21 protein-coding genes are annotated in these 24954 nt (G+C 73.5%); 7 read left to right on the top strand and 14 right to left on the bottom strand.

Annotated elements, in window-relative coordinates:
* Nucleotides 1-32 precede the first annotated feature (32 nt).
* From ACZ5VC_RS21645 to ACZ5VC_RS21675, 7 genes are all read right to left on the bottom strand, one after another.
* On the bottom strand, nt 33-1196 hold the full coding sequence (locus ACZ5VC_RS21645) for an acyl-CoA dehydrogenase family protein (RefSeq protein ID WP_469121649.1): 1164 nt from the start codon (nt 1194-1196) through the stop codon (nt 33-35).
* Nucleotides 1193-3052: an acetyl/propionyl/methylcrotonyl-CoA carboxylase subunit alpha gene (locus ACZ5VC_RS21650; protein ID WP_469121738.1), complete on the bottom strand. Its 1860-nt coding sequence runs from the start codon at nt 3050-3052 to the stop codon at nt 1193-1195. Before ACZ5VC_RS21650 ends, ACZ5VC_RS21645 begins: the two co-directional genes overlap by 4 nt.
* A gap of 29 nt (nt 3053-3081) precedes the next feature.
* Nucleotides 3082-4680, bottom strand: a complete 1599-nt coding sequence (locus ACZ5VC_RS21655) for an acyl-CoA carboxylase subunit beta (protein WP_469121650.1) — start codon at nt 4678-4680, stop codon at nt 3082-3084.
* Nucleotides 4677-6341: an acyclic terpene utilization AtuA family protein gene (locus ACZ5VC_RS21660; RefSeq protein WP_469121739.1), complete on the bottom strand. Its 1665-nt coding sequence runs from the start codon at nt 6339-6341 to the stop codon at nt 4677-4679. The genes ACZ5VC_RS21655 and ACZ5VC_RS21660 overlap by 4 nt, the downstream gene beginning before the upstream one ends.
* 101 nt (nt 6342-6442) lie before the next feature.
* A complete protein-coding gene (locus ACZ5VC_RS21665) occupies nt 6443-7234 on the bottom strand; it encodes a TIGR03084 family metal-binding protein (protein ID WP_469121651.1) in 792 nt (263 codons plus the stop codon).
* Between the two features lie 76 nt (nt 7235-7310).
* The gene (locus tag ACZ5VC_RS21670) at nt 7311-8255 is read right to left on the bottom strand and encodes an EamA family transporter (RefSeq protein ID WP_469121740.1); all 945 of its coding nucleotides are present in this window, start codon (nt 8253-8255) and stop codon (nt 7311-7313) included.
* Nucleotides 8256-8480: 225 nt separating this feature from the next.
* Nucleotides 8481-10535, bottom strand: a complete 2055-nt coding sequence (locus ACZ5VC_RS21675) for a HelD family protein (RefSeq protein ID WP_469121652.1) — start codon at nt 10533-10535, stop codon at nt 8481-8483.
* A 277-nt stretch (nt 10536-10812) separates the two neighbouring features.
* On the opposite strand from ACZ5VC_RS21675, the gene ACZ5VC_RS21680 reads away from it, so the two are divergent.
* Nucleotides 10813-10989: a hypothetical protein gene (locus ACZ5VC_RS21680; RefSeq protein WP_468712007.1), complete on the top strand. Its 177-nt coding sequence runs from the start codon at nt 10813-10815 to the stop codon at nt 10987-10989.
* Between the two features lie 189 nt (nt 10990-11178).
* Nucleotides 11179-11520, top strand: coding sequence for a hypothetical protein (locus ACZ5VC_RS21685; protein WP_469121653.1), 342 nt, complete (start codon nt 11179-11181; stop codon nt 11518-11520).
* Between the two features lie 36 nt (nt 11521-11556).
* Here ACZ5VC_RS21685 and ACZ5VC_RS21690 read toward each other — a convergent pair whose 3' ends face one another.
* Nucleotides 11557-13194, bottom strand: coding sequence for a DNA repair helicase XPB (locus tag ACZ5VC_RS21690; protein ID WP_469121654.1), 1638 nt, complete (start codon nt 13192-13194; stop codon nt 11557-11559).
* A gap of 330 nt (nt 13195-13524) precedes the next feature.
* On the opposite strand from ACZ5VC_RS21690, the gene ACZ5VC_RS21695 reads away from it, so the two are divergent.
* Entirely contained in the window at nt 13525-14388 is an 864-nt protein-coding gene (locus ACZ5VC_RS21695; RefSeq protein WP_469121655.1) for a poly-gamma-glutamate hydrolase family protein, read from the top strand.
* Between the two features lie 21 nt (nt 14389-14409).
* On the opposite strand, the gene ACZ5VC_RS21700 is transcribed toward ACZ5VC_RS21695, so the two are convergent.
* Nucleotides 14410-16959 (bottom strand): helicase-associated domain-containing protein, encoded by a 2550-nt coding sequence (locus tag ACZ5VC_RS21700; protein ID WP_469121656.1) that lies wholly within the window; start codon nt 16957-16959, stop codon nt 14410-14412.
* Between the two features lie 73 nt (nt 16960-17032).
* Between ACZ5VC_RS21700 and ACZ5VC_RS21705 the strand changes: the two genes are divergently transcribed.
* Both ACZ5VC_RS21705 and ACZ5VC_RS21710 read left to right on the top strand, forming a co-directional pair.
* Nucleotides 17033-18067, top strand: coding sequence for a hypothetical protein (locus tag ACZ5VC_RS21705; RefSeq protein ID WP_469121657.1), 1035 nt, complete (start codon nt 17033-17035; stop codon nt 18065-18067).
* A 565-nt stretch (nt 18068-18632) separates the two neighbouring features.
* Nucleotides 18633-19256, top strand: a complete 624-nt coding sequence (locus tag ACZ5VC_RS21710) for an HAD family hydrolase (protein WP_469121658.1) — start codon at nt 18633-18635, stop codon at nt 19254-19256.
* Here the strand turns inward: ACZ5VC_RS21710 and ACZ5VC_RS21715 are convergent.
* Nucleotides 19244-19501: a hypothetical protein gene (locus ACZ5VC_RS21715; protein WP_469121659.1), complete on the bottom strand. Its 258-nt coding sequence runs from the start codon at nt 19499-19501 to the stop codon at nt 19244-19246. The two genes, ACZ5VC_RS21710 and ACZ5VC_RS21715, sit on opposite strands and share 13 nt — an antisense overlap.
* A 164-nt stretch (nt 19502-19665) precedes the next feature.
* On the opposite strand from ACZ5VC_RS21715, the gene ACZ5VC_RS21720 reads away from it, so the two are divergent.
* Nucleotides 19666-20049, top strand: coding sequence for a cold-shock protein (locus ACZ5VC_RS21720; RefSeq protein ID WP_469121660.1), 384 nt, complete (start codon nt 19666-19668; stop codon nt 20047-20049).
* Nucleotides 20050-20059: 10 nt separating this feature from the next.
* On the opposite strand, the gene ACZ5VC_RS21725 is transcribed toward ACZ5VC_RS21720, so the two are convergent.
* From ACZ5VC_RS21725 to ACZ5VC_RS21740, 4 genes are all read right to left on the bottom strand, one after another.
* Nucleotides 20060-20905 carry a 1,4-dihydroxy-6-naphthoate synthase gene (locus ACZ5VC_RS21725; protein ID WP_468711995.1) on the bottom strand — a complete coding sequence of 282 codons (846 nt, stop codon included), beginning with the start codon at nt 20903-20905 and terminating at the stop codon, nt 20060-20062.
* Entirely contained in the window at nt 20902-21690 is a 789-nt protein-coding gene (locus ACZ5VC_RS21730; protein WP_469121661.1) for a futalosine hydrolase, read from the bottom strand. The genes ACZ5VC_RS21725 and ACZ5VC_RS21730 overlap by 4 nt, the downstream gene beginning before the upstream one ends.
* A gap of 2 nt (nt 21691-21692) precedes the next feature.
* The gene (locus ACZ5VC_RS21735) at nt 21693-22172 is read right to left on the bottom strand and encodes a DUF2771 domain-containing protein (protein WP_469121662.1); all 480 of its coding nucleotides are present in this window, start codon (nt 22170-22172) and stop codon (nt 21693-21695) included.
* Between the two features lie 65 nt (nt 22173-22237).
* Nucleotides 22238-23596 carry an MFS transporter gene (locus tag ACZ5VC_RS21740; protein WP_469121663.1) on the bottom strand — a complete coding sequence of 453 codons (1359 nt, stop codon included), beginning with the start codon at nt 23594-23596 and terminating at the stop codon, nt 22238-22240.
* A 286-nt stretch (nt 23597-23882) separates the two neighbouring features.
* On the opposite strand from ACZ5VC_RS21740, the gene ACZ5VC_RS21745 reads away from it, so the two are divergent.
* Nucleotides 23883-24788, top strand: a complete 906-nt coding sequence (locus ACZ5VC_RS21745; RefSeq protein ID WP_469121664.1) for a DUF3027 domain-containing protein — start codon at nt 23883-23885, stop codon at nt 24786-24788.
* Nucleotides 24789-24954: the final 166 nt, after the last annotated feature.

The following is a 24954-nucleotide window of genomic DNA, read 5'->3' on the forward strand; positions in this document are numbered from 1 at the left end:
GGAGAAGGATCGGACGGCCAGAATCGTGCCTCTCAGTACGACTTGGGGAGACCCAGGGACTGGTGGGATACGTAATTGAGGATCATTTCGCGGCTGACCGGTGCGATCCGGGCGACGCGGGACGCCGTGATGAGCGAGGCGAGCCCGAACTCACGGGTGAGGCCGTTGCCGCCGAGGGTGTGGACGGACTGGTCGACCGCCTTCACGCAGGCCTCCGCCGCTGCGTACTTGGCCATGTTCGCGGCCTCTCCCGCGCCGATGTCGTCGCCCGCGTCGTAGAGGGCGGCGGCCTTCTGCATCATCAGCCGGGCGAGCTCCAGCTCGATGTGGGCCTGGGCGAGCGGGTGTGCGATGGCCTGGTGGGCGCCGATGGGGGACTTCCAGACCTGTCGCTCCTTTGCGTAGGCGACGGCCTTGCCGATGGCGTAGCGCCCCATGCCGATGGCGAAGGCGGCGGTCATGACCCGCTCGGGGTTGAGACCGGCGAAGAGCTGGAGCAGCCCGGCGTCCTCTCCCCCACAGCCTTCGGCGTGGGAGGCGCCCCCACCCACGAGCGCGTCGGCGGGGAGGTGGACATCGTCGAGGACGAGTTCGAACTGCTTCTCGTGCGCGGCCAGTTCCATGTCGATCCGGCGCCGCTCGAAGCCTTCGGCGTCCCGCGGGACGATGAAGAGACAGGGCCTGAGGGACCCGGTGCGGGCGTCCGAGGTGCGGCCGACGATGAGGGTGGCGTCGGCGATGTCCACACCGGAGACGAAGACCTTGCGGCCACTCAGGACCCACCCGTCCTCCGTCCTGCGGGCGGTGGTGGTGATCCGGTGCGAGTTCGAGCCCGCGTCGGGCTCGGTGATGCCGAAGGCCATGGTGCGGGTGCCGTCGGCGAGGCCGGGGAGCCAGGCGCGCTTCTGCTCGTCGGTGCCGAAGCGGGCGATGACCGTGCCGCAGATGGCGGGCGAGACGACCATCATGAGCAGCGGGGCACCTGCCGCGCCCAACTCCTCCAGGACTATGGAGAGCTCGGCCATGCCGCCGCCTCCGCCGCCGTACTCCTCCGGCAGGTTCACGCCCAGATAGCCGAGCTTGCCGGCCTCCGCCCACAGCTCCTCCCGGTCGAAGCCCCTGCCGTGGCGCTGCCCGAGGGCGGAGACGGCGGCGCGCAGCGCGGTGTGTTCGCGGCTCTCGATGACATGGCTCATGAGGTCTGCTCCTCCTGTGCTTCGTTCTGTACGACGGCGAGAAGGGCACCGACCTCGACCTGGCGGCCGGGGGCGGCGTGGAGCGCGGTGAGCGTGCCGGAGGCGGGAGCGGTGATCCGGTGCTCCATCTTCATGGCCTCCAGCCAGACGAGCGGCTGCCCGGCGTCGACCCGGTGGCCGACCGCGATCTCGGCGACCCGGACGACGGTGCCGGGCATGGGCGCGAGCAGGGATCCGGGCTCGGTACGGTCCCGCGGATCGGCGAAGCGGGGGCGGGCGGTGAGCCGGTGGGCGCCGACGTGCACGACGTCGCCGTGGCGGGCCACGTCGAAACGCCGGACGACCCCGTCGGCCTCCAGGCGCACGCGCCCCGGCGCGGCCTCGACGACCCGGATCCCCTCCGGAGCCGTGACCACGTACCCGTCCCTGCTCCGGCGGTACCGGACCTCGTGGTCCCCGTACACCTTCACCTGGTCCTGCGACGCCACGTTCCGCCACGCCCCGAGTCCCCCGCCCGCGGCCGCGTCCGCGAGAGCCGCGGCGACGGCGGCGTGCGCCTGACCGGCGGCATCCGGGCGGGTGAGCGCGTCGAGGTTCCGCTCGTAGAACCCGGTGTCGAGGCGCCCCTCGACGAACTCCGGGTGCCGCAGCGACCGCACGAGCAGCTCCCGATTGGTGACGGGCCCCTCGACCCGGGCCTGTTCCAGGGCGTGCGCGAGCTTCCGTACGGCCTGCGCCCGGGTCGGTGCCCAGACGATGGCCTTGGCGAGCATGGGGTCGTAGTGGACTCCGATGTGGTCCCCGGAGGCGTAGCCGGTGTCGAGGCGCACGCCGGGTACGGACAGCCGGTGCAGGGTGCCGGTCTGCGGCGCCCAGCCCTTCGCCGGGTCCTCCGCGTACAGCCGGGCCTCCACCGCGTGGCCGCGGGCCACGGGCGGCTCTGCGGGGAGCTCGCCACCCTCCGCGACACTGATCTGGAGCGCCACCAGGTCGACATCGAACACGGCCTCCGTGACGGGGTGTTCGACCTGGAGACGGGTGTTCATCTCCAGGAAGTGCGCGCGGTCGCCCGCGACCAGGAACTCGACCGTCCCCGCGCCCACGTATCCGACCGCCCGCGCCGCCCGTACCGCCGTCGCGTGCAACCGCTCCACCAGCGCGTCCGACAGGCCAGGGGCCGGGGCCTCCTCGATCACCTTCTGGTGGCGGCGCTGCAGCGAGCAGTCGCGGGTGCCGAGCGCCCAGGCCGTGCCGTGCCCGTCCGCGAGTATCTGCACCTCGACATGGCGGCCGCCCTCCACGTACGGCTCGACGAAGACCTCGCCGTCCCCGAACGCGCTCAGCGCCTCCGCCCGGGCCGCCTCCAATTCGGCGTCCAGCGAGGCGAGTTCCCGCACGACGCGCATACCGCGGCCACCGCCCCCCGCCGCCGCCTTCACGAGCACCGGCAGGTCCGCCGCCGTGACCTCCGTCAGCGGGGCGAGGCCCATCAGCTCCTTGGCCCGCGTCTTCGACGCCATCGCCTCGATCGCGGCCGGCGGCGGCCCGATCCACACCAGCCCCGCGTCCGCCACCGCCGCCGCGAACTCCGCGTTCTCGGACAGGAAGCCGTACCCCGGGTGGACCGCGTCCGCGCCCGCCGCGAGCGCCGCCTTCACGATCAGGTCGCCGCGCAGATATGTCTCGGCCGGCGTCACCCCCGGCAGCCGTACGGCCGCGTCGGCCTCCCGGACGTGCAGCGCGGAGGCGTCCGCGTCCGAGTACACCGCCACCGTCCCGATGCCCAGCTCACGGCAGGTGCGGAAGACCCGGCAGGCGATCTCGCCCCGGTTCGCGACCAGGACGGAACGGATCAACGACTGAGTCGACTGAGTCATCAGGGGCCTCACATTCGGAAGACGCCGTAGCCGCCGCGCGCGCCTTCGACGGGGGCCGTGTGGATCGCGGACAGGCACAGCCCGAGGACCGTGCGGGTGTCACGGGGATCGATGACCCCGTCGTCGTACAGCCGCCCCGACAGGAACATCGGCAGTGACTCGGATTCGATCTGCTGCTCCACCATCGCGCGCAGTCCCGCGTCCGCCTCGTCGTCGTACGGCTGCCCCTTCGCCGCGGCCGACGCGCGCGCGACGATCGACAGGACACCGGCGAGCTGCTGCGGCCCCATGACCGCCGACTTGGCGCTGGGCCAGACGAAGAGGAAGCGCGGGTCGTACGCCCGCCCGCACATGCCGTAGTGCCCGGCGCCGTACGACGCCCCCATCAGGAGCGACAGATGCGGGACCTTCGAGTTCGCCACCGCGTTGATCATCATCGCGCCGTGCTTGATGATGCCGCCCTGCTCGTACTCCCTGCCGACCATGTAGCCGGTGGTGTTGTGCAGGAACACCAGCGGGACGTCCCGCTGGTTGGCCAGCTGGATGAACTGCGCCGCCTTCTGGGACTCGGCGCTGAAGAGCACGCCCTGCGCGTTGGCGAGGATGCCGACCGGGTAGCCGTGCAGCGACGCCCATCCGGTCACCAGGCTCGTGCCGTACAGCGGCTTGAACTCGTCGAAGTCCGAGCCGTCCACGATCCGCGCGATCACCTCACGCGGATCGAAGGGCGTCTTCAGGTCCCCCGGGACGATCCCGAGCAGTTCGTCCTCGTCGTACGTGGGTGACATGAACGGCCCGGGCGCGGGGCGCGCCTTGCGGTGGTTCAGACGGGCGACGATCCGACGGGCCTGGCGCAGCGCGTCCGGCTCGTCGACGGCGTAGTGGTCGGCGAGCCCGGAAGTGCGGGCGTGCATCTCGGCGCCGCCGAGGGACTCGTCGTCGCTCTCCTCGCCGGTCGCCATCTTCACCAGCGGTGGCCCGCCGAGGAAGACCTTCGACCGCTCCTTGATCATCACGGTGTGGTCGGACATGCCGGGGACGTACGCCCCGCCCGCCGTCGAGTTGCCGAAGACCACCGCGATCGTGGGTATCCCGGCCGCCGACAGGCGCGTGATGTCCCGGAACAGCGCCCCGCCGGGGATGAAGATCTCCTTCTGCGACGGCAGGTCGGCGCCGCCGGACTCCACGAGGGCGATGCACGGAAGCCGGTTGGCGTACGCGATCTCGTTCGCGCGCAGGGCCTTCTTCAGCGTCCAGGGGTTGGAGGCACCGCCCCGGACGGTCGGGTCGTTGGCGGTGATCAGGCACTCGACCCCCTCGACGGTCCCGATGCCGGTGACGATGGACGCGCCGACCGGGTACTCGCTGCCCCAGGCGGCGAGCGGCGACAGTTCGAGGAACGGCGTGTCGGGGTCGACGAGCAGCTCGATGCGTTCGCGGGCGAGGAGCTTGCCGCGCGCCCGGTGCCGGGCGACGTACTTCTCGCCGCCGCCCGCGAGCGACTTCGCGTGCTCCGCGTCGAGCGCGGCGAGCTTGTCGAGCATGGCCGCGCGGTGAGCGGCGTAGTCGGGTCCGCCGGTGTCGAGGGCGGAGGCGAGCACGGTCACAGGAGTTCCTCCGGGATGTCGATGTGCCGCGAGCGGAGCCATTCACCGAGGCCCTTGGCCTGCGGGTCGAAACGGGCCCGGGCGGCGACTCCCTCCCCGAGCAGGCCGGTGACGACGAAGTTCAACGCCCGCAGCTCCGGGAGCACATGGCGTACGACGTCCAGGCCGGCGGCCTCCGGGAGGAGCGCGCGGAACCGGTCGACGGTCAGGGCGTGGGCCAGCCAGCGCCAGCTCGCGTCGCTCCCGGCCCAGACGCCGACATTGGCGTCACCGCCCTTGTCGCCGCTCCTGGCTCCCACGACCAGACCCAGCGGCGCCCGGCGGGTCGGCCCCCCGGGGAGCGGCGCGGGGAGCGGGGGCTGCGGGACGGCCTCCAGCGCGGCGGTGTGTACGGGGGCGGGGATCACCTGGCGCGACCCGTCCGGCAGCACCGCCGTGTGAGTGACCTCCCCCGCCGGGACGTACGCGGCCTCGAAGACGCCGTACGGCGATCCCTTCCCCGGCGGCGCGGTGACATGGAATCCGGGGTAGCTGCCGAGCGCCAGCTCGATCGCCGCGCCACTCAGCGCGCGTCCGACCGCCTGCGGGTCGGAGTCGCGCACGACGAGCCGCAGCAGCGCGCTCGCGGTCTCCTCCGTGGCGGCGTCCGCCCGGTCGGTGCGGGCCAGCTCCCACCGCACATGGTCAGGACGGGACTTGGCGCGCGCGAAGGCGTCCTCGATCTGGTCCTTCACCAGCGCGGCCTTGGCCTCGATGTCGAGCCCGGTCAGGACGAACACGACCTCGTTGCGCCAGCCGCCGAGCCGGGTCAGCCCGGCCTTGAGGGTCGGGGGCGGGGCCTCGCCGCGTACGCCGCTGATCGCGACCCGGTCGGGGCCCTCCTGGGTGAGCCGCACGGTGTCGAGGCGGGCGGTGACGTCCGGCCCGGCGTACCGGGCGCCCGCCGTCTCGTACAGCAGCTGCGCGGTGACCGTGCCGAGGTCGACGACCCCGCCCGTACCGTCCTGCTTGGTGATCACCGAGGTGCCGTCGGCGTGGATCTCGGCGACGGGGAAGCCCGGGCGGCGCACGTCGTGGCCGGTGAAGAAGGCGTAGTTGCCGCCGGTGGCCTGGGTCCCGCACTCCAGGACGTGCCCGGCGACGACCGCGCCCGCAAGCCTGTCGTACTCCTCCGGGCCCCAGCCGAAGTGCCACTGCGCCGGGCCGGTGACCAGGGCGGCGTCCGTGACGCGGCCGGTGACCACGACATCGGCGCCGGCGTGCAGACAGGCCGCGATCCCGCCGCCGCCGAGATACGCGTTGGCGGTGAGCACGCCGTCGGGCGCGGGGAGCTGATCGCCCTCGACATGCGCGATCCGGACGGGCAGACCCAGGCGGTCGGCGAGCGTGCGCAGGGCGGCGGCGAGCCCGGCCGGGTTGAGCCCGCCCGCGTTGGTCACCAGCTTCACGGCACGCTCCCGCGCGAGACCGAGGCCCTCCTCCATCTGCCGCAGGAACGTGCGCGCGTACCCCGCGCCGGGGTCCTTGAGGCGGTCGCGGCCGAGGATGAGCAGGGTGAGCTCCGCGAGATAGTCACCGGTGAGGACGTCGAGTTCGCCCCCCGTGAGCATCTCGCGCACGGCGTCGAAGCGGTCACCGTAGAAACCGGAGGCGTTCCCGATGCGGAGGGGGGCCGGTGCGTGCGGCGGGGCCGAATCGTCGGGGAGGCCGCCTCCGGTGCCGGGCCGGCCCGGGATCGGGTCGTCGCCGTGACGCCCGCCGGTCACCGGCCGCTCCGGGGTGCGCGGCCGGGTCCTGCCGGGCCGGCGAAGGCCTGGGCGATCTCCAGCCACCGCGTGGCGTCGGCGCCCTCGGCGCGCAGGGCCAGGTCGTCGCGGTGCGCCCGCTGGGTGACGAGGAGACAGAAGTCGAGGGCCGGGCCGGTGACGCGCTGGGAGGCGTCGGGGGGCCCGAACAGCCACTCCTCACCGTCGGGGGCGACCAGCTCCACGCGGAACGGCTCGGCGGGCGGCTCGATGCCCCGCACGAAATAGGCGTAGTCCCGGGCCCGTACCCCGATCCACGCCACATGCCGCAGCCGGTCGGTCGGTTCGCGTACGACTCCGAGCGCGTCGGCCACGTCCTGGCCGTGGGCCCAGGTCTCCATGAGGCGGGCCGTACCCATGGAGGTCGCGCTCATGGGCGGCCCGTACCAGGGGAAACGGGCACTGGCGGGCGCGGCGCGCAGGGCCTCCTGGAGCTGCTCGCGGCCGGCGCGCCAGCGGGCGAGAAGCTCGGCGGGCGGCAGGGCGGCGCCCGTCTCCGCGCCCTCGTCGACGAAGGAGTCGGGGGCGGTGGCGGCCTTCCGCGCCTCGGCGGCGAAGGCGTCGGGATCGGTGACGGCGAGGAGCGCGGCGCCGTCGGTCCAGGCGAGGTGGGCGATCTGGTGGGCGACGCTCCAGCCGGCGGCGGGAGTGGGCGTGGCCCACCGCTCCGGACTCGAACCCGCTACCAGGGCGTCGAGCTCCTGGCTTTCGCTGCGCAGATCGTCGAGGACGACGGCAGGGTCGGACACGGTGCGCTCCCCTCGGGACACGGCTGTGTGCCGAGGAGCATGGCAGCGCCCGGAGAAACAATCAAGCGTGCTTGCTTTACTTTTTGGCCGTCCCTGCCGGGCCCCGGGACCGCCACGCCCTCCTGGAGCGCCCCGTCCTCGCCGGCATCTGGGAGCGGACCGCGCCCATGCTCGCTGCGATGACCAGGGCGATCGCCACGGCGTCGGTGGCACTCAGCGCCTGATGGAGGACCAGGAACCCGGCGGTCGCCGCGATGGCCGGTTCCAGACTCATCAGAACGGCGAAGGTGGGCGCCGGGAGGCGGCGCAGCGCGAGCAGTTCGAGGGTGTAGGGCAGGACGGACGACATGAGGGCGACGGCCAGGCCGAGCCCGATGGTGGAGGGCGCGAGCAGCTTGGAGCCGGACTCGGCGAGGCCCAGGGGCAGGGTGAGCACGGCACCGACGGCCATCGCGAGAGCGAGCCCGTCGGCCTGCGGGAAGCGCCTTCCGGTACGGGCACTGAAGACGATGTACGCGGCCCACGCGGCGCCGGCGGCCAGCGCGAAGGCGGCGCCGAGAGGATCGAGCCGGCCGAAGCCGCCGCCGCCCAGGAGGACCACGCCGGCAAGGGCCAGGCCGGCCCACACCACGTTGATCAGGCGGCGCGAGGCGACGACGGAGAGGGCGAGCGGGCCGAGGACCTCCAGGGTGACGGCCACGCCGAGCGGGATCCGGGCGGTGGACTGGTAGAAGAGCAGGTTCATCGCGGCCATCACCGCGCCGAAGACGAGGACGGTCGTCCAGTCGGAGCGGGTGTGACCGCGCACCTTGGGACGGCAGACGACCAGCAGGACGACCGCGGCGAGAACGAGCCGCAGGGTCACGACACCGAGAGCGCCCGCGCGGGGCATGAGCAGAACGGCGACGGCGGAGCCGAACTGCACGGAGAGACCGCCGGCGACGACGAGGGCGACGGAGCCCAGGGCGCCGCCGCGAGGGGCGGACGGCGCGTCCGGCTGAGCGGCGACGACCTCGGGCAGGGCGACGGCGGATGCGGCGGAGGGTGTGGGGGCCGGGGCCGGGGCGGACGCCGGGGCCGTGCGGGGATTGTTCGCCGTCACCGGAACGCTTCCTTCAAGATCAGTTCATCGGGGTGGACCTTCAGTCCAAGATACTGCACCAGGGGGTGTGGAGGGATTTCTCGCGGCGGGCCGGGTCCGTCGGATGCGGACGGGCCCCCCGACGAACTCCACCGCCCTCGAGCCCTACTCCCCGAGCTGCCACGGCAGCCCCGCCGCGTGCAGGACCGTCAGCCCCGAGACCGCCCTCGTCAGGGCCACGTACAGGCGCCGGAGGCCCGTACGTTCGTCCGGCTCCGCGTCGACGACCGCCGCCGGCTCGTCCAGGACCACGTAGTCGTACTCCAGACCCTTCGCCAGGGACGCCGGGACCAGCGTCAGCCGGGATTCCTGGGTCGTCTCCTCGCCCGGGGACAAGGGGGAGAGGCCCGCGGCCTCCAGGGCCGCCGCCAGGGACGGGATGCGCGGGTCCGCGGCGATCAGGCCGATCGAGCCCTCGTGGCGCAGCGACGCGACACAGGCCGCCACGACCGCCGCGTCCAGGTCCTCGACCCGCTCGACCGCCCGGATCTCCAGGGACCCCGGCGTCTCGCGGACCGAGGAGACGGGGGCCAGGCCCGGGGACATGTGGGGCAGCAGGCGCGACGCGTACGCGATCACCTCGCGGGGTACGCGGAAGCCCGCCGTCAGCTCCTCGACCACCGCGTCCGGCTTGCCCAGGTGCCGCAGCGCCTCCGCCCAGCTCTCCGTCGCCCAGGGCGTCGTGCCCTGGGCCAGGTCGCCGAGGACGGTCGCCGAGCCGGTCGTGCAGCGGCGGCCCACCGCGCGGTACTGCATCGGGGAGAGGTCCTGGGCCTCGTCGAGGACGACATGGCCCAGGGAGTGCGTCCGTGCCACCAGGTCCGCCGCCTCGTCGATGAGGACCGCGTCCGCCGCCGACCACTTCGCCGACTTCACCGACCGGCCCGGCTTCCGCCACAGTAGGAGCTTCTGCTCGTCGTCGGTGAGGATGCCGTCGGCGTGCGCGGCCAGGAACTCCGGCTCGGAGAGGAGACGCAGGACGAGCTTCGCCGGGTCCACCGGCGGCCAGAGCATCCTGACGGTCGCCTTCACCGCCGCGTTGCGCGCCACCGCGTCCTGGACCCGGTCGTCCGGCGCCTCGCCGGCCTGTTCCATCCGGACCAGCACCGCGTGCGCGATGCGCTGCGGGAGGGCCTCGCGAGCCGCCCCGTAGCGGATGTCCCGGTCCAGCAACTCCTGGACGATCTCTTCGAGTTCGTGGGCGGGGACGCGCCAGCGGCGCGATCCCCTCACGACCATCAGCGGTTCCTCGGGCAGGGTGACGTGGGAGCGCAGCGCCCGCCGCAGCACCTCCGCCATCCGTTCGTCACCCTTGATCACCGCCGTCGCGGCCTCGTCCGTCCCCCGTACCTCGACATGCGCGACCAGGTCGGCGACCGTCGCCTGCTGGACCTCCAACTCGCCCAGCGCGGGCAGCACTTGCTCGATGTAGTGGAGGAAGGAGTCGTTCGGTCCGACGACGAGGGTGCCGGTTCGGGCCAGCCGCTCCCGGTGCGCGTACAGCAGATACGCCACCCGGTGCAGGCCGACGGCGGTCTTGCCGGTGCCGGGCCCGCCCTGCACACAGACCGTGCCGGACAGGCCCGAGCGGACGATCTCGTCCTGCTCGGGCTGGATCGTCGCGACGATGTCCCGCATCGGGCCGACACGCGGGCGTTCGATCTCCGTCTGGAGCAGCTTGCTGGTCCGCGCGGCCTCCGACGGGTCGGTGAGGTGTTCGTCCTCGTACGCCGTGAGCTCGCCCCCGGTGTAACCGAACCGCCGCCGCAGCGCCACGTCCTGCGGGTCCTGCTTCGACGCCCGGTAGAACGGCTGCGAGACCGGCGCACGCCAGTCGATCACCATCGGGTCGCCCCCGGCGTCGTGGACGTGACGGCGGCCGATGTAGAAGCGCTGACCCTCCTGTGTCGTGTGGAGGTAGTCGAGGCGGCCGAAGAACAGCGGGGTGTGCGCGAGGTCGGCGAGCGCCTTGATCCTCTCCTCGATCTGGGCCTCCAGGACGACGGCGTTGACCCAGTTCGCCGTGACGTCGCGGATGTCGAGGGCCTGGACGTCCTCCCGCATGGCGCGCAGCGCGGCGCGGGAGGAGGTGAGGTGGGCGCGCTCGTGCGCCAGGGGATCCTGCGGATCCAGGGGGTGCTCGGGGTCGTGCGCGGGCACGGCTCTGCCTCCGGTTCGGGGTTGCGTGGATGCACGTCGTGGCTGCCGCCGGTTTCCGTCCGGACGGCGGCGCTCCGCGAAGGAGGCGGGGGAAGCTGGCGATTCTAGCCCTCGGCCACGGCCGGGTCGAACCGTTTTACGGGCCGTCCGGGGGCCGTCCGGGGGCCGCCCGTACGACCCGTAGGGGACGCCGTATGCCTGGAGTCGTACGCGGGCGGCGCCGCGGTTCAGTCCTCGGACCGACGCCGTTCGGGGCCCCGGGGACCACCATGGAGTCATGAGCACAGCAACCTTCACCCACGCCCCCGGCGCCACGGCCACCGGTGCCGGCCCGCGCCCCGCCCACCGGGTCGGCAACGCTCTGCGCGCCGCCAAGGTCTTCGTCCGCGCCGCCTTCAGCGTCGCCGTCCTCGGGGAGTACGCCGAAGAGGCCGGGGTCAGGCACCGCCACTGAGGCCGCCGCCCGTCACCACCGAAGAAGGCACCCATCCTCAGGGCCGCCACCGAACCGGGCAACCCGCTCGCAGGGCCACCCCCGCCGCTCGCCGCGCCAGGCACCGCCCGCCGATCTGAGTACCCGCACTCCCCCGGCTGAGTACGCCCGCCGAGGCCCGCGTCCTCCTCGCCCTGATGTGATCAGGGCATGACGACGACGCCCGACCCCGCTGCTCCGCAGGCCACCGACACCGCCACCGCCCCCGTCTCTCAGGCCGCGCTGCGGTTGACCGCCCTCGGTGGCCTCGCCCTGCTCCTCCTCTCCTTCATCGCCACCTGCGTGATCATTCTGGAGGACTCCATCGGCGGCGACGGAGTCGCCGGTTCCGCCAGCACCGCCGCCATGTGGGCCGTGGGCCTCGGCAGCGTCATCGGCGTTCTCGCCGCCGCCGTCCCCCGCGACGCGCTCGACATCGGACCGCGGGCCAAGGCCGTCCTGATCCAGTACGTCCTGGCCTTCGTCGCCCCGGTCGTCGCGCTGCTGGACTGAGCCCGGGCCCCGGGCCGTCCCGCGATGCCCGGCGCCTCAGCGCAGCAGCTCGTCCGCGTCCACGATCCGGTACGCGTACCCCTGCTCCGCCAGGAACCGCTGCCGGTGCGCCGCGAAGTCCTGGTCGATCGTGTCCCGCGCGACGACCGAGTAGAAGTGCGCCTGGTGCCCGTCCGCCTTGGGCCGCAGCACCCGCCCCAGCCGCTGGGCCTCCTCCTGGCGCGAGCCGAAGGTGCCCGACACCTGGATCGCGACCGTCGCCTCCGGCAGGTCGATCGAGAAGTTCGCGACCTTGGACACGACCAGGACCGAGATCTCGCCGTTGCGGAAGGCGTCGAAGAGCTTCTCGCGCTGCGCGTTGGAGGTCTCGCCCTTGATGACCGGAGCGTTCAGGTGCTCGCCGAGCTCGTCGAGCTGGTCGATGTACTGGCCGATGACGAGGGTCTGCTGGCCCGCGAACTTCCGTACCAGCGCCTCCGTCACCTTCCGCTTCGTCGCCGTCGTCGCGCAGAAGCGGTACTTCTCCTCCGCCTCGGCGGTCGCGTAGGCAAGCCGCTCCGTCTCGGTGAGGTTGACCCGCACCTCCACACAGTCGGCCGGGGCGATGTAGCCCTGCGCCTCGATCTCCTTCCAGGGCGCGTCGAAGCGCTTGGGGCCGATGAGCGAGAAGACGTCGGACTCGCGGCCGTCCTCGCGCACGAGGGTCGCCGTCAGGCCGAGCCGGCGACGCGCCTGGAGGTCGGCGGTGAACTTGAAGACGGGCGCGGGCAGCAGATGCACCTCGTCGTAGACGATCAGGCCCCAGTCGCGGGAGTCGAAGAGCTCCAGGTGCGGATAGACGCCCTTACGGCGGGTGGTCAGCACCTGGTACGTGGCGATGGTGACCGGCCGGATCTCCTTCTTCGTACCGCTGTACTCGCCGATCTCGTCCTCGGTGAGCGAGGTCCGCTTCACCAGCTCGTGCTTCCACTGCCGGGCCGAGACGGTGTTGGTGACGAGGATCAGCGTCGTCGCCTTGGCCTGGGCCATGGCACCGGCTCCGACCAGCGTCTTTCCGGCGCCACAGGGGAGGACGACGACACCGGAGCCGCCGTGCCAGAAGCCCTCGACGGCCTGCTTCTGGTACGGACGCAGGGCCCAGCCGTCCTCGGCCAGGTCGATCCGGTGCGCCTCGCCGTCCACGTAACCGGCGAGGTCCTCCGCCGGCCAGCCGAGCTTCAGCAGGGTCTGCTTGATCTGGCCGCGCTCGGAGGGGTGCACGGCGACCGTGTCGGGGTCGAGCCGGGCGCCGACGAGCGGCTGGATCTTCTTCGAGCGGAGGATCTCCTCCAGGACCGGACGGTCGGTGCTGGTGAGGACGAGGCCGTGGGTGGGGTGCTTGGAGAGCGTGAGGCGGCCGTAGCGGGCCATCGTCTCGGCGACGTCGACGAGCAGCGCGTGTGGCACGGGGTACCGGGAGAACTCGACCAGCGCGTCCACGACCTGCTCGGCGTCATGGCCGGCGGCCCGGGCGTTCCACAGACCGAGCGGGGTGACGCGGTAGGTGTGGATGTGCTCCGGCGCCCGCTCCAGCTCCGCGAAGGGAGCGATGGCGCGGCGGCAGGCGTCCGCCTGCTCGTGGTCCACCTCGAGCAGGAGTGTCTTGTCGCTCTGGACGATCAGTGGTCCGTTCACGCCTCACCCTTTCCGTACGGCCGCCTCGTCCGGTCGCCGGTCGGCCAAACATCCAGTGTCGCTCATCGCGTACGCGGAGGGGTACGGGCGCGTGCGCGATCAGCGGCACGGGCGGGTAAGGGAGAGAGCGCGGGCGCGTACGGGGCCGCGGAGGGGCGCGGAAATCCGGCCACGCCCGGGTGCGCGAGGGCCGCGTCCGGGCTCCGAGGGCGGTCGCCGAAGGGGGAGCCGGCCTCCCACAGAAGGCGGTTCCCATGCAGGTCAGCACGGGTGCTAGGTTCCCTCAGCACTTCACACGCGGCATGTCCGCATCATTGGAGGGGGAACCTCATGTCTCAGCCACTCGCCAGCCGCAGAACCATCCTGACCGGCCTCGTCGCCGCCGCCGGGGCCCCGCTGCTCGCCGGCTTCAACGCCTCCCCGGCCGCCGCCGCCGGGGGCGACCTCTACGCCTCGAACACCGACCTCTACCGCGCGACCGTCGAGGGCACGGACTTCGGCCGCCGCTTCAAGCGCCACGAGCTGGCCGACAACGACAGGACCGGCACGCCCCGGCCGATGCTCACCACGATCCTGGCCGTCCACGGCGGCGGCATAGAGCCGGGCACCACCGAGCTGTGCCTGGCGATCGCCGGTTACAGGCCGAGCGATCTGGGCGTCACGCCGGGAGCCCCGGTGTACGACTACTGGATGCTGGAGGGGCTCCGCTCCAGCGGCAACCAGGACCTCCACGTCACCTCCTCGCACTGCGACGACCCGACGGCCCGCTCCATGGCGGCGGCCAGCGCCAACGTGCTGAGCCTGCACGGCTGCACGGCGAGCGCCGCGGGCGCGCCCGCGGACAAGCCCGAGGCGGTCGTCGTCGGCGGCCTCAACGGCCCCTTCCGCTCCCTGCTGGCCGGCAAGCTCGCGCAGGCGGGCTTCCAGGTGCTCGGCGGCGACCCGGAGGACCTGAACGGCGACCTGGCGGCCAACGTCTGCAACCGCACCCTCCTCCCCGGCGAGGGCGGCGGGCAGCTGGAGCTCACCACCGAGCTCCGCAAGAGCCTGTTCGCCCCGGACAAGTTCAGCGGCGCCACCAACCGCGCCAACAACACCAACGAGCGGTTCGACGCCTTCGTGGCCGCCTGCCGCGCGGCCGTCGCCGCGCACGAGGCGGCGCTGCTGGCGCGTCCCAGCCTCTTCACCGCCTAGGGCATACGGGGCGGGCGGGGCTCAGGCCGGGTCCTCGGCGAGCTCCGCCACGCCCGTGATCCGGTGCAGCGGATACGTGCGGACTTCGTCCGCGGTGTGGTCGTACGCCGTGACGAACCCGCCCTCCACACGGACCGGCGCGATCACCCGCTGGCTGGCGGCGCCCTCGGCGTTGACATAGCCGATCCAGAGGACCGAACCGGTCATCGCCGCCGCCTGGACGGTGGCGAGGGTGTCGGCGGGGGACGTCCGCGGCAGCTCGCCCGGGGTGTGGCCCGGGGTCTGAGGGGCTTCCTTCCGTACGACCGTCGAAGCCAGGTCACCGGCGCGGATCGCCCTCACGGCGGCGCCGAGGAGCGTGGCGTCGGGGGTGGGCGGGCCGTCCGGCACGGGAGCCGGGGCGGTCCGCGGCGGGGTGCGGTAGGCGTGGGCGCGGGTGATCAGCACGTCGCCCTCGGCGGACTCCGCGGCGGGCGCGTAGCCCATCGACCGCAGTCCTTCGAGCAGGGCCCCGGGGCCCGTCTGGGCGGCCAGCACGGTCGGCGCGAGGCGGCGCAGCCGCAGGGGCGCGGACCGCTTGTCGGCGAGGATCTCGCCGAGCACGGCGTCGTCGTCGCAGCGGACGTACGCGGAGGCGGCGCCGATCCGCAGGTGGCCGTGTCTGCGGGCCACGTCGTCGATGAGGTACGCGAGGGGCTGCGGCACGGGCGTACGCGAATGCGCCGAAAGGAAGTCGTGCAGGTCGGACGCGGCCTGACCCGAGTCGAGGGCCCGCCGTACGGAACCGGGCGTGAAGCGGTACACGGTCGCCCCGCCCTTGGACTCGACGTCCGCGAGCACGGCCAGCATCTCGGCGAGCGGCCGCCGCAGAGGCCCCGGGGCCACGGCGGTGAGGTCCGCCTGGAGCAGGACGTGGTCGACGGGCTCGGGCAGCAGGGGTGCGAGGGCTTCGGCGGCGAGACGGGCCCGGAGGGCGAACTCGGCCTGCGAGGCGGGGATGCCCGGATCGGCGAGGGCCCGGGCGTCCGCCGCGGGGACCTCGTCCGGAGCGAGGCCCAGCAGCGCCCGCGCCGGGGTGGCCAGCGCGCCCCGGCCGGTGATCCCGAGGTGTTCCGCCTCCATCAGGGTCCAGGAGGCGATCCTCGCCCGCGGGTCCGAGCCGGATCCGGAGCCGGAGGCGCTGCGCAGGGGCCGGTCCCAGCGCAGGCGCGCGAGGAGGGACTCGGGGTCCGCGGCCGTGCCCGGCGGAAGGGTGGCCTGGAGGGTGAGCACGCGATGGCGGACCTCCGGGGCCGCGCCCCGGTCGAGATCCGGGCCGAGGACGGAAAGGGTGCGGCCCTTGGCGTCCTGGCCGCCGACCAGGCCCGCCGTGCGGGTCGCGGTCAGCCAGGCCGTGACGAGGCGGGCCCAGCGCTCCGCCGCCGGGAGCGCGAGCCAGTCGTCGGCCTCCGGCGTCGGCGCGTACCGCTCGTCCGCCTCGCCGTCCGACGCCAGCAGCCCTGCGCCGTAGGCGAGTTCCAACCAGAACGCGGCCATCTGCTCGCTCACGTCCAGCGCGACCGCGGTGCGCTTGAGGTCCCGTACGGACAGGCCACCGGCCCGCAGCACCGCCGGGCCGCCTTCGTTCCACTCCTTCAGCAGTTCCTCGACCGTCGCGAGCGCCGTGTACGCCTGGCCCGCCGCCGCGCCGTCCACAACCTGTGGACGGTATTCGCGCAGCGCCGTCACGACCGGCGGCAGCGGCTCGGGCACGCGGTGGGCGCGCCCGGCGCGCAGATGCAGTGCGGCCTCGCGCGGCAGCACCACCGTGCGGGGCGAGGTGGGCAGCAGCAGCCCCCGGTCCCGGAGCCAGCGCACGGGGGGCGCCGGGTTGGCCGTCACCTCGCCGTACGGCGGGCCCCACACCAGCCGGTCCAGTACGGTCAGCGCCTCCGTCGGCGCGGTGTCGAGCAGTTCGCCCATGCGCTGCCGGTCGGTGAAGAGGTCCGCCAACGCGGCGACCGCCGACACCGGATCGTGTGTCGACGGCAGGCCGGCCGCCGCGATGATCTCCTGGAGGCGGCCGGGCGACATCCCGGCCGTGGCCTCGGCGACCGTCGGACCGAGCCCGGTCGGTGACGGGTGCTGGGGCGAGGGCGCGAGCAGTTCACGGGCCGTGCGCACCAGGCGCAGCCGGTCGTCGTCCCCCCACACCAGGGCCTGCTCGCGCAGCAGTTCCACCGTGCGGGGCAGCGCCGCCTCGATGTCGGCGTCGCCGTCGTCGCCGGCGAGCAGCGCGAGAAGCACGGAGTACGGAGCCGGGTCCGGCGCCACCGCCAGGGCCTCCGCCGTCTGGAGCGCGAACCGGTCCAGCCTCTCCAAAGCCCGTACGACCGACGCGCGTGTCCCGGCGCGGGTGGCGAGCTGGGTGAGGTCGGTGGGTACGGGGGACAGCAGATCGGGGCGGGCCCGCAACAGCGCGGCCAGCCCTTCGTCGCCCCGCGCCCGCAGCGCTTCCGCGAGGGTGCGCGGTGCCGTACCGCCTGATCCTTCGGGCACGTGCGCCTCCCGATTGCGCCGACGGGTCCCCATCCGGACCACGTTAGCCCCTGCGCAGGCGCTAACGTCGGGCACAGGCGGCTGTGGACGCGCGCGGAGGGGCACTGTGGGGATCGAGAGCGACCAGTTGGTCTTCGACTATCTGAGCCGGGTCGGCGATCTGGCGCAGCAGCGGCAGCTGCCCTCGAGCACCCGGATGCGGCTGGTGTCGGCGCTGCGCAGCGAGATCGAGCAGAAGCGGTCGTCGGACGGCGGCGACAGCCCGGCCGCCGTCCGCCGCATCCTCGGAGGTCTCGGCACGCCGGACGAGGTCGTGGACGGGGTCGCGCACGCGGGGTCCGGTGAAGCGGGGGCTGCCGTACGGGAGTTGCGGAAGCCGGCGGCGCCGAAGCGGGCGGTGCCGGAGCAGCGGAGGCGGGGGCGGCGGGTCGTTCCTCAGCCCCGGAGAACGGCGGAGCCGCCGCCCGCGCCGACGGGCCCTCATCTGGCGGGAATGGACGAGGTCGGCTCGTCCGGCGGCGAGGAACCGGACTGGTGGCGGCTGGACGCGGACGGGCCTGATGTGCCGATGGTGCCGGGCTTCGTGGGCGGGGTGGAGATCCCGGACATCCTGAAGCCGCCGCCGGTGGACGGCGACGACGCCGAGAGCGAGGCCGGGGCCGGGGACGGCGTGGAGGCCGAGGACGAGGACGAGGCGGCCGAGGGCGCTCGGCGTGAGCGGTGGCGCCTGCGGCTCCGCCGCAAGGAGTTGGCCGCCGCGCCCGCAGAAGTCGTCGAAGCCGCGACACCGCCCGGGCGCGTCGCGCTCGCGCACCCCTTCCTCCTGCTCGCCGCGCTCTTGCTCATCGGCGGAGCGGCCTTCGGCAACCTCCTCGCCCTGGCCGCCGGCTGGGCCCTGGCGTACATCTCCCGCCGCATCAGCCGCGCCGAGGCGAAGTGGGTGGTCCTCGGCGTGCCGGGCCTGGTGGCGGCGGGCGGGGCGGTCTGGCTGTGGGGCAGGTTCGACGGCCGCTGGGGCACCCCGATCGCCCCCGGCGACGGAGCCCTCTCCGAGGCCCTCTCGACCACCTGGCCCTGGCTCCTCCGCACAGCGGCACTCACCTCGGCCCTCTACCTGCTCTGGCGCTCCCGAAGGCCATAGCCGGAACTCGGGGCGACGCCGGCACGGGATCCGGGTGCCCGCCGGGCCGCGTCGCGTCGCGTCGGGTTGCCTGCGCCGGCACTGGATCCGGGTGTCCATCGGGCCTCGCCCCGTCGCGCCGGACTGCCACCGGCCCCTCGGCCCGCGTCAGCGCGGCACGGCGGCCGCCCGGTGCGCTCTTGCCGACACGCGGCGACGCCGGCACTGGATCCGGGCGTCCATCGGGCCTCGCCCCGTCGCGCCGGACTGCCACCGGCCCCTCGGCCCGCGTCAGCGCGCCACGGTGGGCGCTCGGTCCGCTGGTCAGCGGGTACGCGGCGCCCCCCTGCCGCAACCGGCAGGAGAGCCGCGGTGCCCGAGGCCGCGTCCGCGGCCGCGCGCAGGATCCAGCCACAACGGCCCGGGGGCACGTCAGCGCGCCGCAACCCGGCGACGGTCCACCCTGAGCGACGGCGGGCGCCCCGGGCCCAGGCGCCCCGGCGGCGGGCCGCCGTGGGCGTTCAGGCGCGGGCGCCCCGCCGACGCCGCCACCGGGCGCGTCATCCGCCTGGGCACAATGGCCCCTATGGCTTCGCACACGACACTCCCGCTCACCGTCGGTTTCGATCTGGACATGACCCTGATCGACTCGCGTCCGGGCATCAAGGCCGCTTACGAGGCGCTGCGCGCCGAGACCGGCACCTGGATCGACGCCGACCTCGCGGTCACCCGGCTGGGTCCGCCGCTGGAGCAGGAGCTGGCGTGCTGGTTCCCGGCGGCGCGGGTCCCGGAGATGGTGATCCAGTACCGCGCCCTCTACCCGGCGTACGCGATCGCCCCGACGCTCGCCATGCGCGGCGCGAGGGATGCGATTCAAGCCGTTCGGGACGCGGGTGGCCGGGCCGTCGTGGTCACCGCCAAGAACGAGCCGCACGCCAAGCACCACCTCACCCACCTGGGTATCGAGCCCGACGCGGTCATCGGCGGACTGTGGGCCGAGGCGAAGGCCGAGGCGCTGCGCGAGCACGGCGCGAGCGTGTACGTGGGCGACCACACGGGTGACGTCCGAGGAGCCCGTACGGCCGGGGCCCTGTCCGTCGCCGTACCGACCGGCCCCTGCGACGAGGAGGAGCTGCGCGCGGCGGGCGCGGACGTGATCCTGCCCGATCTGACGGCGTTTCCGGCGTGGTGGGAGAGCTACCGGGGCTGAAGCGCGGACCTCGCCTCGCGGCGCTGGGCCGCGATCGAGCGCAGGACGCCCGCGGCGGCGATCAGGAACCCGACTCCCATCAGCATGCAGACGCCGTAGGCGACCGACGGGAACGGCTCCGTGCCCAGGAACAGGGGTGCCACAGTGACCAGAGTGGCGACCGCGCCGATGATGAAGACAATCGCACCGGCACGGACGAGACCGTCACCGGGAGCGCCGCTGTTCGAAGGGGTTTCACTACGCATTCAGCCAGGGTAGTTCCCAGGCCGGAGGAACAAACCAGCGACGTCTTGTCACCAGCCCCTGGACCATTAGCCTTGGTGCAACGCGGGTCCGGGCGACCCGCTGTAGTGCTATCCAGAGCCGATTTTTGCGGCGTCACCCATCGAGTACGAGGACGAGGACAGACGTGCCTACCGGCAAGGTCAAGTGGTTCAACAGTGAGAAGGGCTTCGGCTTTCTCTCCCGCGACGACGGCGGCGACGTCTTCGTCCACTCGTCGGTGCTCCCTGCCGGAGTCGAGGCCCTGAAGCCGGGCCAGCGCGTGGAGTTCGGTGTCGTCGCGGGGCAGCGCGGCGACCAGGCGCTCTCGGTGACGGTTCTCGACCCGACCCCCTCGGTCGCGGCGGCGCAGCGCCGCAAGCCGGACGAGCTGGCGTCGATCGTCCAGGATCTGACCACCCTCCTCGAGAACATCACCCCGATGCTGGAGCGGGGCCGCTACCCCGACAAGGTGCAGGGCAAGAAGATCGCGGGCCTGCTGCGGGCCGTCGCCGACCAGCTGGACGTGTAGCCCGTACGGCTCAGACGAACGCCAGGGCATCGCGGCCGAGGGGAGGTACGAGCCCCTCGGCCGCGGCGCGCGTCAGCAGACCGCGCACCGCCGCGTAGCCGTTCTCCCCGAGGTCGGCCGTGAACTCGTTCACGTACAGCCCGATGTGCTGGTCGGCCACCGCCGGGTCCATCTCCTGGGCGTGTTCGAGGACGTACGGACGGGACGCCTCCGGGTCGTCCCACGCCATTCGTACGGATGTGCGGGCCGCGTCCGCGAGCTGCCGCAGCGTCTCCTCACCCAGCGACCGCTTGGCGATGATCGCGCCGAGCGGGATCGGCAGGCGGGTGGTCTGCTCCCAGTGCTCGCCCATGTCGGCGAGGCAGTGCAGGCCGAACTTCCCGTAGGTGAACCGGGCCTCGTGGATGACGAGTCCCGCGTCGGCCTTGCCGTCCCGGACGGCGGGCATGATCTCGTGGAACGGCATGACGACGACGTTCCCGACGCCCCCGGGCACCATGTCCGCCGCCCAGAGCCGGAACAGCAGATAGGCCGTCGACCGTTCGCTCGGCACGGCGACCGTTTTGCCGGTGAGGTCCATGCTCCGTTCGCGGGAGAGCACGAGGGGGCCGCAGCCCCGGCCCAGCGCGCCGCCGCAGGGCAGCAGGGCGTACTCGTCGAGCACCCAGGGCAACACGGCGTACGACACCTTCAGCACGTCGTAGTCGGCCGTGCCGTTCTCCGCCCAGGCATTGGTGACGTCGATGTCCGCGAAGGTGACGTCGAGCGCGGGCGCGCCGGGCACGCGGCCGTGCGCCCAGGCGTCGAAGACGAAGGTGTCGTTGGGGCAGGGCGAGTACGCGATGCGCAGGGTCACGGGGCCTCCGTTGCCAGGAAGACGGTGGGGCTGATCAGCTGGAAGGCGTACCTCAACGATTCCATGGCCTGCCCGATCCGCCAGGCGGCGCGGTCGCGGGGGCCGACGGCGTTGGAGACGGCGCGGATCTCGACTACGGGCACGCCGTGCGCGGTGGCGGCCTCGGCGACGCCGAAGCCCTCCATCGCCTCCGCCGCGGCACGCGGATGACGCCGTGCCAGCTCGGCGGCCTGGGCCGCGGTGCCGGTGACGGTGGAGAGGGTCAGGACGGGCGCGACGACGTGCCGCTGCTTGCCGGCCGCCAGGGCCCGGGCCAGCCGCTCGGGCAGGCCGTCCGGCGGCAGGTGCGTGGACCGCCCGAAGCCGAGCTCCTCGACGGCCAGGTAGCCGTCGGGCGTCTGGGCCCCAAGGTCGGCGGCGACGATCGCGTCGGAGACGACGACGCACCCGAGGGGCGCGTGCGCCGTGAACCCGCCGCCGATCCCCGCGGAGACGACGAGGTCGTACGGATAGGGGGCGCCGGCCAGCGCGGCGGTGGTGCCGACCGCCGCGGCGGCCGGTCCGACGCCGACGGCGACCAGATCCACCAGGGCGGACGGGTCGGCGGGTCCGCCGCCGGGCACCGGCGGGGCGCCGTAGAGCGGGCCGCGGGCGTACGTCGTCACCGTGTGGCCGCTCGGCAGTGTGCGCGGCGACGGGTACGGGGCGGGCCCGGAGAAGCCGACGAGGCCGGCGGCGACGGAGTCCGCCTCCGCCGCCACCGCCGTCACGACCAGAACCCGCAAGGTCAGGACGACTTCTTCAGCTCGAAGTGCCAGATGCCGGTCAGCTTCTTGCCGTTCGTCTCGACGATGCTGATCTGCGCCTTGTTGGACGTCTCGCCGCTCTGGCTGGAGAAGAACGCGCTCGCCGGGATCGTCCGGTACGACTTCTTGTACGGCTCCTGCTCGGCCTGCTGCCCGCCGATGAAGAGCGTCCAGCCGTGGTCGGCGATCTCCGGGTCGACACCGAACCGGATCTTGTCGTCCATGGAGACCGTGATGGTCTTCTCGGCCTTCTTGTTCAGGCAGGTCTGGATCTGCGACTCCTTGATGGCGTCGCCGTCGTTGTAGCAGGACGCCTCGCTGTTGACCGAGTCGCTTCCGACCGTCACGGTCGCGAGCGGCGTCGGCTTGTCGCAGGCGGAGAGTACGAGGAGCCCGGCAGAGACAGCGCCGAGGGCGGCGGCGGCCCGGCGGCGGCCACCGGAGAAGAACGCAACGGTCATGGGCCGAAGGCTATCGGGCTTGGGCCCGGCCGACGCATGGGGGGCGCCGTCGCGTGGCGCCGCCGCTACGCCACCCGTGGCCGGCGGGGCCTGTCCGGGGCCCCGCCCTTCGCCGCCCACAGCAGGCCCCGGACCGAGATCACCACGCCCAGGGCCAGGATTCCCGCGGCCACCCCCATCCCCACGGAGCCGTTCAGCGGCAGGGAGATGCCGATGGCGCCGCCCACCACCCAGGACATCTGGAGCAGCGTCTCCGAGCGGGCGAAGGCGGAGGTGCGGACGGACTCGGGCACGTCCCGCTGGATCACCGCGTCCAGGGAGAGTTTCGACAGGGCCTGCGCGAGGCCCGCCACCGCGCCCAGGACCGCCACCATCACCCCGCTGAAGAAGATCGCCGCGCAGACCGCCGCCGTCAGGGCCACCGCCAGCATCGTGGCGATGATCAGCTCGGGGCCCCGGTCCCGCAGCAGCGACCCGATCGCGGTGCCCAGCGCGTTCCCGACCCCCGCCGCGACGCCCACGATGCCCAGGGACACCGCCGCGCTCTGGCCGGACAGGGGATGGTCACGCAGCAGGAACGCCAGGAAGAAGATCAGGAACCCGGAGAGCATCCGCAGCGCGGCGTTGGCCTGGAGGCCGTGCAGGACGGACGGGCCCACGGTCCGCAGGCTCGGCTTCTTCTCGCCGTGGGTGAGCATGTGGGCCTTGCGCTCGCCCTTCGCCGAGTCCACCTTGTGGGGGAGCGTGAACGCCCAGTACGCCCCCAGCAGGAACAGTGCGCACGCCCCGTACAGGGGCCACTCGGGCCCGATGCGCTGCAGCCCCACGCCCGCCGGGGCGGCCGCTCCGGTGGCGAGGAGTCCGGCGAGCGTCACCCGGGAGTTCGCCTTGACCAGGGCGAAGCGTGGCGGCAGCAGACGGGGCACGACGGCGCTGCGGACCACTCCGTACGCCTTGGAGGCCACCAGGACCCCCAGCGCCGCCGGATAGAGCTCCAGGCCGCCCGTGGCCACCGCGCCGGACATCGTCAGGGCCAGCACCGCGCGGGTCAGCATCGCGCCCGCCATCGCCGCGCGGCGGCCGTGCGGGATGCGGTCCAGGAGCGGGCCGATCACGGGGGCGAGCAGAGTGAACGGCGCCATCGTGACGGCCAGATAGAGCGCCACGCGTCCGCGCGCCTCGTCCGTCGGTACGGAGAAGAAGACCGTGGAGGCCAGCGCGACCGTGATCATGACGTCACCGGCGCCGTTGACGGCGTGCAGTTCGATCAGTTTGCCCAGACCCGACTCGCCCGCCCCGTGCGCGTGGGTGGCCCTGCGGATGCCCCGGGCCGTGCCCGTGAAGGGCCGGTGCAGGGCACGGCCGACCGACCGGCCCGCTCTGCGGAGCGGCCCGGCAGCGTCGGACGACCTGGCGGCTGCCACCCCGTCATAGTGCCCCAACCCTCTCGCCACCGAACCGCGATGCGGGCCACTTGGGACGGGCAGGTGGGCGGCGGGCGGCAGAGGGGGTAGCGTGCGTAGCGCGCCACCGGCGGAAGTTCCCGGCCGCGCGCCTCTTCGGCATCCCGCAGAATGGATGACGATAGGTGTGCCCGAGACAAGTCGGGCGCGGACGTCGATGCGGCCCCCTGGTCCGCTCCGCCCGCCGCTCGTACTCCGTGACTCGGCCGGCGCACCCGTGAGACGGCGTAGGAGAGAAGCGAGACCTGTGAGTGCTGCGACGACGCGAAGCCGTACCCCCGACCGCCTGTGCGCCGAGGCGGTAGACCTCGCCAGGGAGGCCGCCGAGGAGGCCGCCGCTCCCGGCGTCGTCGGGAAGCATGTCGAGGCGGTCGCCGAGGGCGACCGGGTCGTCACGCACTTCTTCGACTGCGAGGAACTCGGCTACCGGGGCTGGCGCTGGGCCGTCACGGTCACGCGCGCCTCCCGGGCCAAGAACGTCACCCTCGACGAAACCGTCCTGCTCCCCGGACCCGACGCGCTGCTGGCCCCCGAGTGGGTGCCGTGGAGCGAGCGGCTGCGGCCCGGCGACCTCGGTCCCGGTGATCTGCTGCCGACCGAGGCGGACGATCTGCGCCTGGAGCCCGGGTACAGCGGCGACGACGTGCCGCCGCCGGACTCCGCGGTCTCCGAGGAGATGGCGGAGCGGGTCGACGCCGAGGACGCCGAGTTCGTCTCCCGTACCCCCGCGCGGGGCTCGATCGCCGCCGTGGCGGAGGAGCTCGGTATGCGGCGCGCCCGGGTGCTGTCCCGCTACGGGCTGCACGTGGCCGCGGACCGCTGGGACGAGGCGTACGGCGCGAAGACGCCGATGGCGCAGGCCGCGCCCGCGTCCTGCCTCTCCTGTGGCTTCCTGGTGCCGCTCGGCGGCTCGCTGAAGCAGGCGTTCGGCATCTGCGCCAACGAGTTCTCCCCCGCGGACGGCCATGTCGTCTCGCTGACCTACGGCTGCGGCGGGCACTCGGAGGCCGCGGTCATGCCGAAGCCGCCGCGTCCGGCGCCGCACGCCCTGGACTCCATGGCCACCGACGCCTTCCCCTTGCGCCCGGACCGCGACAGCGGCTCGGTGCCGCCGCAGGCGGACGGCGAGTCGGAGGACCTGGGCCACTCGTAGGCCCCGGCCCCCACGCCCTGACCCCGCCCGGTGCGCGCCCGCGCCCGGGCGTGTGTCCGTGCGCGCGCTCCGGCGAACCGGTGGGGCCGGTTCCGCCTGCCGCCGCCCGCTCACGGGTGACTCCAGAATTGATTCGCGCACCGGCGCGATACCTTCGGGCCGCAGC

Source organism: Streptomyces sp. NPDC033174, assembly GCF_055577795.1.

Excerpts from the sequence above, each read along its gene's own strand:
- ACZ5VC_RS21715 (WP_469121659.1), bottom strand. The coding sequence starts at position 19,501 with ATGCGTAGTGAAACCCCTTCGAACAGCGGCGCTCCCGGTGACGGTCTC.
- ACZ5VC_RS21710 (WP_469121658.1), top strand. The coding sequence starts at position 18,633 with ATGGCTTCGCACACGACACTCCCGCTCACCGTCGGTTTCGATCTGGAC.
- ACZ5VC_RS21700 (WP_469121656.1), bottom strand. The coding sequence starts at position 16,959 with ATGGGGACCCGTCGGCGCAATCGGGAGGCGCACGTGCCCGAAGGATCA.
- ACZ5VC_RS21735 (WP_469121662.1), bottom strand. The coding sequence starts at position 22,172 with ATGACCGTTGCGTTCTTCTCCGGTGGCCGCCGCCGGGCCGCCGCCGCC.
- ACZ5VC_RS21695 (WP_469121655.1), top strand. The coding sequence starts at position 13,525 with ATGTCTCAGCCACTCGCCAGCCGCAGAACCATCCTGACCGGCCTCGTC.
- ACZ5VC_RS21685 (WP_469121653.1), top strand. The coding sequence starts at position 11,179 with ATGACGACGACGCCCGACCCCGCTGCTCCGCAGGCCACCGACACCGCC.
- ACZ5VC_RS21680 (WP_468712007.1), top strand. The coding sequence starts at position 10,813 with ATGAGCACAGCAACCTTCACCCACGCCCCCGGCGCCACGGCCACCGGT.
- ACZ5VC_RS21645 (WP_469121649.1), bottom strand. The coding sequence starts at position 1,196 with ATGAGCCATGTCATCGAGAGCCGCGAACACACCGCGCTGCGCGCCGCC.